Consider the following 6,540-nt stretch of genomic DNA (forward strand, 5'->3'; position numbering starts at 1 on the left):
CCCACGATGAGCCTCCTGACCCTGCCGCCCCTTGCCCACTATTTCACCGCCGAGCACGAACAGTTCCGCAGCACGCTGCGCGACTTCGTCGCCCGCGAGATCACCCCCTATGTGAACGACTGGGACGAAGCCGGGACCTTTCCGCGCTCGCTATACCGCCGCGCGGCGGAAGTCGGCCTGCTTGGGCTGGGTTACCCGGAACACTTCGGGGGCACGCCCGGCGACATCTTCTACCACCTGATCCAGGCGGAAGAGTTTGCCCGCTGCGGCTCCGGTGGCGTCAACGCATCGCTGCATTCCCACTCCATCGGCGTGCCGCCCATCGTTGCGGCCGGCAGCCAGGCGCTGCAGGAACGCGTGCTGCCCGCGGTCATCGCTGGCGACAAGATCGCTGCCCTGGCCATTACCGAGCCCGGCGGCGGCTCCGACGTGGCCAGCCTGAAGACCACCGCCGTGCGCGACGGCGATTCCAGGTCATCATGCGCAACTTCAACGCCGAGCGGCTGGGGATGAGCGCCAGCGCCTATGGCTATGCCGAAGCCTGCCTGCAGGAAGCACTGGACTGGGCGCGCCAGCGCAGCACATTTGGCCACCCACTGGTGGAACGCCAGGTGATCCGCCACAAGCTGGTCGACATGGCCCTGCGCATCGAAGCCGCCCGCAACCTCGTCTACGACCTGGCTTACCGCGTGCAGCACCAGGCTGGCGACCCGGCGCAACTGGTGGCGCGCACCTGCATGGCCAAGATCCAGGCCACCCAGGCCATGCAGTTCTGCGCCGACCAGGCCGTGCAGATCCTGGGCGGCATGGGATTCATGCGCGGCACCCTGAGCGAGCGCGTGTACCGCGAGGTCAAGGTCATGATGATCGGCGGCGGGTCGGAGGAAATCATGAAGGACCTGGCCGCGCGGCAGTTGGGGTTTTGAGGCGGGAGAGGAGGCGGGAACGGGAGGGGGCTGGCATGTCGATTGACGCACTCGATCATGCCCCATGCCCCATGCCCCATGCCCCCCGGCCCCTTAAGAACCAATACCAACCATCACCAAGCTAACGCATCCACGCACGGATCAGCCCCGCCGCGCCGCTTTATAATCCGACCAGAGAATCCGCCGCCGGCGCTGCCGGCGGGCGCGCGCGTCCTGGAACTGGCCGAATGCCTTCGTACCCCCTAGTCCTTTGTCTAACCTTTGCGGTCGTCGGAAGCCTGACGGTTGCCGTCGCAACCTGGACGCGGCGGGACGACCCCATCGTCAAGGCCTTCCTGGCGCTGGCCCTGGGGAGCGCGCTATGGAGCGGCGGCCGCTTGCTAGAGTTGAATTCCCCCGACCTGGAAACACGCATCCTGTGGGCCAAGGTGCAATATGCCGGCATTGTCGCCGTGCCCATCGGCTGGCTCTGCGCCATCGTCCAGCTCAGCCGGCCAAGATTCGTCATCCCTTGGTCGCTGCTGTCGCTGCCTATCGTCATCAATATCGTGACGCTGGCCCTGGTCTTCACCAATGAACGGCACCACCTGATCTGGACGTCGATCCAGCTGGTGCCGGGTGGCGCGGCGCCGGGCGCCGTCTTTGGCCATGGCCCGGCATATGCCGCGGCGGCTGCCTATACCTACCTGCTGTTGCTGATCAGCGTCTACTTCCTGCTGACGGCCCGCGAACCAGGCAGCAGCCTGACCCGCGGGGGCAGAGCGGTGCTTGCGGGCGGCCTGGCGTTGACGCTGGTGGCCAATGTCGCGTACTTGCGCGGATGGACAGGTCCGCTGGGTGGCGACCTGACCCCCGCCACCTTCTCGGTGACGGCGGTGCTGGTGTGGCTATGCGCGCTGCGTGGGCACCTGGATGATGTTGGCCACTATGCCAGGCTCAGGGTCTTCGATGCCTTGCAAGAGGGCTGCGTGATCGTGAATGCCAACGACATCATCGTGGACTTCAACCCCGCCGCGCGGCGCCTGCTGGTGGAGGTGGAGCGGGGCAGCCCGTTTCCGCCGGCCTGGCGGGACGCGATTGCTGCCAGCCGCCGCGGCGCGCCCGGCAGCGGCGCTTCGCACCTGATTTCGGAGGAGCGCGTCGACTACGAGCTCACCGTGGATTCGGTGCGCAACCTGAACCGGCAGCCGGTCGGGATCATTGTGTTTCTCCGCGACGTCACGCGCTTCCGCTCGCGCGAACAAGCGCTGGCGGTAGAGAACTCCAGCCTGGCGGTGCGGCTCGGCGAAACCGAGGAAAAGCTCTCGCGTATCGAGGCCGACCTGTATCGCGATGCGCTCACGGGCGCGCTCAACCGGCGCTTTTTCCAGCGCGAGGCCGCCGCCGCGATCGCGGACGCGTTTGAGCGCGGCAATCCGGTCGGCCTGCTGATCATCGACGTCGATTACTTCAAGCAGTACAACGATCTCCACGGGCATGTGCACGGCGACGAATGCCTGCGCCGCGTGGCCGCCGCCATCGGCGAAGCCATGCGCAACGGCCCCGGCGACTTCTGCGCCCGCGTTGGCGGCGAAGAGTTCGCCATCGTGCTGCCAGGGGTCACGCCAGCCCATACGCGGGACGTCGGCGTGCGCCTGCTGAATGCCGTGCGCTCGCTGGCGCTGCCGCATGGCGGCTGGCCAGAGCACCCGTGCGTCACCATCAGCGTCGGCGCGGTTTGCGAAATCCCGGCTTCGCCGTCACTGGAATTCCTGCTCGATAAAGCCGACGCAGCCATGTACGAGGCCAAGCGCAACGGCCGCGACCGTTTCATGATGCGCGACCCGGTGGCGTCGCCTGCGTACCCGGGCTGAACAGCTTTCATTGACTGGCCGGATCGGCCATCCTCCCAGGAGTACCCCCTCATGTCATTCGGCGAATCCGCTGCCATCTACAACCAGACACGCCAGTCATACAGCACGGCTGTGATGGACAAGGTCGCAGATATCTTGGGGGCGGCAGGCACACAAGCCATCCTCGACATCGGATGCGGCACGGGCATCGCAACCCGGCAACTGACCGCGCGCGGCTTTCGCCCGGTCGGGATCGACGTTGACCCGGACATGATCGACGAGGCGCGCTTGCTGGGGCAAGCGGGCGCGTACCAGGTAATGGGCGCCGATCGCCTGGATTTTGCCGATGCGGCGTTCAGCGGGGCCACCGCCTTCGGCGCGTTTCACTGGTTCTCGGACGATGTATCAGTGCGCAACATCCAGCGCGTATTGATGCCAGGCGCGGCCTTCGTCGTGGTCAACAAGAACGACGCGAGCGATTTTCGCGAGGTCATCCTTGGCATCGTCGGCCGCTACGTGGCACTGAGCCGCGCGCGGCCCAAGGCCGAATACCAGCCTGCCGGGACGCTCTGCGCCGGCGGCTTTCACGCGGTCCGGGAAGAGCGGATCCCGACCATGGAGTCGCTTTCGATCGAGCATGCCGTTGCGCACGTGCGGTCGATGCATTTGTGGCAAGAGGTACCGGCATCGCTCCACGGCGCCATTGAGGCTGACCTGCGCGACTACGTGGGGCGGCATCTTGACGCATCCGGGAAGTTTCCGCGGCCGCTTGTCATGACGGTAGTATCGGGATGCCGGTAGCGACCGGGCGGGCGGCCAAGCTGGTCGCGAGCAGGTCCACCGGGGTCTGATCTCAATTCCACCGTGCGGAAATGAAGGGCTGTATTTGACCGTATTTGCGCTTAATCTGGGTTCATCGATCAGCGACGGGCAGGGCAAGAAATGGCACCTGTCCCATCAAAAAACCCAGACGGAGACGCAAGTGCCGAACTCATTCCCCCTCTTCAACAGGGCGCTGGCCACGTTGGCCATTCCGCTTGCCGCCATGGGCGCGCTGGCCCCAGCTGCCAACGCCGCGGCCTTCCCGGAAAAGCCCATTCGCCTCGTCGTGCCCTTCGCCCCGGGCGGTGGCACCGACCTGATCGCCAGGACCATGGGCGTGACGATGTCGCAAGATCTCGGCCAGCCGGTGATCATCGACAACAAGCCTGGCGGCGGCACCATCATCGGCTCCGACACGGTGGCCAAGAGCGCGCCGGATGGCTACACCATGGTGATGGCCACGTTTGCGCACGCGGTCAACCCGAGCATCCATGCCAAGCTGCCCTACGCCACCGACAAGGCATTTGCGCCGGTGATGCTGGTAGGCCAGTCGCCCAACGTGCTGGTGGTTCGCCCGGACAGTCCTTACAAGACGGTGCAGGACCTGATCGCTGCCGCCAAGGCCAAGCCGGGGAAAATCTCGTTCGCCTCCCAGGGACCCGGTACCTCCGCGCACCTCGCCGGTGAACTGTTCAAGTCACTGGCCAAAGTCGACCTCAACCACATTCCTTACCGAGGTGCCGGCCCCGCCATCACCGACCTGCTGGGCGGCCAGGTAGATGTGATGTTCGCCACGGCCTCGGCAGTCGGCACGCTGCTGGAAAACGGCAAGCTGCGCGCGATCGCAGTGACCACCGCAAAGCGCTCGGCAAGCCCCGGCCTGGCCAAGGTGCCCACCATCGCGGAAAGCGGCGTGCCTGGCTATGTGGCCGAGAGCTGGTACGGGCTCTTCGTGCCGGCCGGCACGCCTGCCCCGGTGATTGCCCGCCTGAACGCGGCGGCCAGGAAAGCGGTGCAGACCGAGGCGTTCCGCAAGCGCGCCGAGACCGAGGGCCTGGAAGTCAGCGCGGGGACGCCCGAGGAATTCGGCCGCTATGTGCGCGCCGAGGAGGTGCGCTGGAGCCGGGTGGTCAAGGAAGCGAGGATCACCGCCGAGTAGCCGCGCCTTTCGCATCAGCACAAGAAAACAGGATAGAGAGACCCACCATGAACACCACTTCATTGATCACCCTCGACATCGACGCCGGGATCGCCACCCTGACGCTGAACCGCCCTGAGAAGCGCAACGCCATCACCGACGACATGCGCACCGAGCTGATCGCCGCCCTGGAGCACGTCACGCAAGACAAGGGCATTCGCGCGCTGGTGCTCACCGGCAACGGCAAGGGCTTCTGCGCCGGCGGCGACGTCGCCGGCATGCAGCGGCGCATGGATGCGCCGGCGGGCGAGGTTGCCTTCAACGGCTGGTCGCGCCAGCAACGGGTGCACCGTACCGTGGCGCTGCTGCACAACATGCCCAAGCCGACCATTGCCGCGGTCAATGGCGCCGCCGCCGGGCTGGGCGCGGATATGGCCATGAGCTGCGATTTTGTGATGGCATCGGAAAGCGCTAGTTTTGCCTGGTCGTATATCCACCGTGGCCTGATTCCGGATGGCGGCGGCATGTACTTCCTGCCGCGCCGCACCGCGCTGTCCACAGCCAAGGAACTGATCTTCAGCGGGCGCAAGGTCGATGCCACCGAGGCCCTCCAACTGGGCATCGCGGATCGCGTGAGCGAGCCGGAGGCGCTGTTGGCCAATGCCCGTGCATGGGCGGCCGAGCTGAGCCAGGGCTCCGCGACGGCTCTGGCGCTGGGCAAATCCATTCTGAACCAGACCTTTGAGTTACCGGCCGAGCAGGTCTTCGCGCAGGGCAGCCAGGCACAGGGCATCTGCTACACCAGCAGCGAGCACCGGGAATCCGTGCTGGCATTCCTCGCCAAGATGGCGGGAAAGGATAAAGCCTGACATCATGAACGCGGACCACACACGCTCTGCCATTGCCCGCCTGATCAGGCCACGCAGTGTCGCTATCGTCGGCGCTTCCGCCGATGCGGCCAAGACCGCCGGGCGCCCGATCGCCTACCTGAAGAAGCACGGCTTCGCCGGCGCTATCTACCCGGTCAATCCGAAGGTGAGCGAGATCGACGGCATCCGCTGCTATGCGGATATCGACTCGTTGCCGGAGGTGCCGGATGTCGGCATCGTCCTGCTCGGCGCGCAGCGCGCCCACCTGGCCGTGCGCGAGCTGGCCGCACTCGGCACCGGCGCCGCCATCGTGCTGGCCAGCGGCTACTCGGAGACCGGCGCCGAAGGCGCGCACCGCCAGGCCGAACTGATCGAGGCCGCCGGCTCCATGCGCCTGCTGGGCCCCAACACCATCGGCCTGGTCAACCTGACTGACAATATTCCGCTGTCGGCCAGCGGGGCGCTGGAAATGGATCATTTTCCCGCCGGCAACATCGGCGTGGTTTCGCAGAGCGGCGGCATTCTTGGCGCATTGCTGTCTCGCGCCGCCGCGCGCGGCATCGGGCTTTCCAAGCTGGTTTCCACCAGCAACGAGGCGGACCTCGACCTAGCCGACTTCATCGACTACCTGGCGGACGATGAGGCCACCCGCGTGATTGCGCTGTACGTGGAAAGCGTGCGCCATCCCGACCGATTCCGCGCCGCCGCGCTGAAGGCGGCCAGGGCAGGCAAGCCGGTGGTGGTGTTCAAGATCGGCCGCTCAGAGGCCGGGGCGCGTGCCGCGGTATCGCACACGGGCGCGCTCGCCGGCGCGGACCGGATGTACGACGCCTTGTTCAGGCAGGTCGGCGTGATCCGCGCGGAAACCTTCGCGGACCTGCTCGACATGCCCGCCGCGCTCGCCACCGGCAGGGTGCTGTGCGGCAACCGGGTTGCCGTCCTGACCTCGACCG

The 6,540-nt window shown here is 66.5% G+C and carries 5 protein-coding genes and 1 pseudogene; all 6 read left to right on the plus strand.

Translation table 11 applies throughout. The features are described 5' to 3' along the window. Positions 1-6: 6 nt before the first annotated feature. Positions 7-926: pseudogene (locus OR16_RS21655) on the plus strand (acyl-CoA dehydrogenase family protein). 227 nt (positions 927-1,153) lie between these two features. After that, positions 1,154-2,779: a histidine kinase N-terminal 7TM domain-containing protein gene (locus OR16_RS21660; RefSeq protein ID WP_050983060.1), complete on the plus strand. Its 1,626-nt coding sequence runs from the start codon at positions 1,154-1,156 to the stop codon at positions 2,777-2,779. Positions 2,780-2,830: 51 nt separating this feature from the next. After that, positions 2,831-3,559 carry a class I SAM-dependent methyltransferase gene (locus OR16_RS21665; RefSeq protein WP_006160089.1) on the plus strand — a complete coding sequence of 243 codons (729 nt, stop codon included), beginning with the start codon at positions 2,831-2,833 and terminating at the stop codon, positions 3,557-3,559. Between the two features lie 244 nt (positions 3,560-3,803). Further along, complete coding sequence (locus OR16_RS21670) at positions 3,804-4,739, plus strand: tripartite tricarboxylate transporter substrate binding protein (protein ID WP_100227951.1); 936 nt, start codon at positions 3,804-3,806, stop codon at positions 4,737-4,739. A gap of 47 nt (positions 4,740-4,786) precedes the next feature. After that, positions 4,787-5,587 carry an enoyl-CoA hydratase/isomerase family protein gene (locus tag OR16_RS21675; protein WP_006160091.1) on the plus strand — a complete coding sequence of 267 codons (801 nt, stop codon included), beginning with the start codon at positions 4,787-4,789 and terminating at the stop codon, positions 5,585-5,587. Positions 5,588-5,591: 4 nt separating this feature from the next. Beyond that, the coding region (locus tag OR16_RS21680) for a CoA-binding protein (protein WP_006160092.1) at positions 5,592-6,540 on the plus strand (949 nt) is incomplete at its 3' end.

The sequence above is a fragment of the Cupriavidus basilensis OR16 genome, from assembly GCF_000243095.1.
GTDB lineage: Bacteria > Pseudomonadota > Gammaproteobacteria > Burkholderiales > Burkholderiaceae > Cupriavidus > Cupriavidus basilensis_D.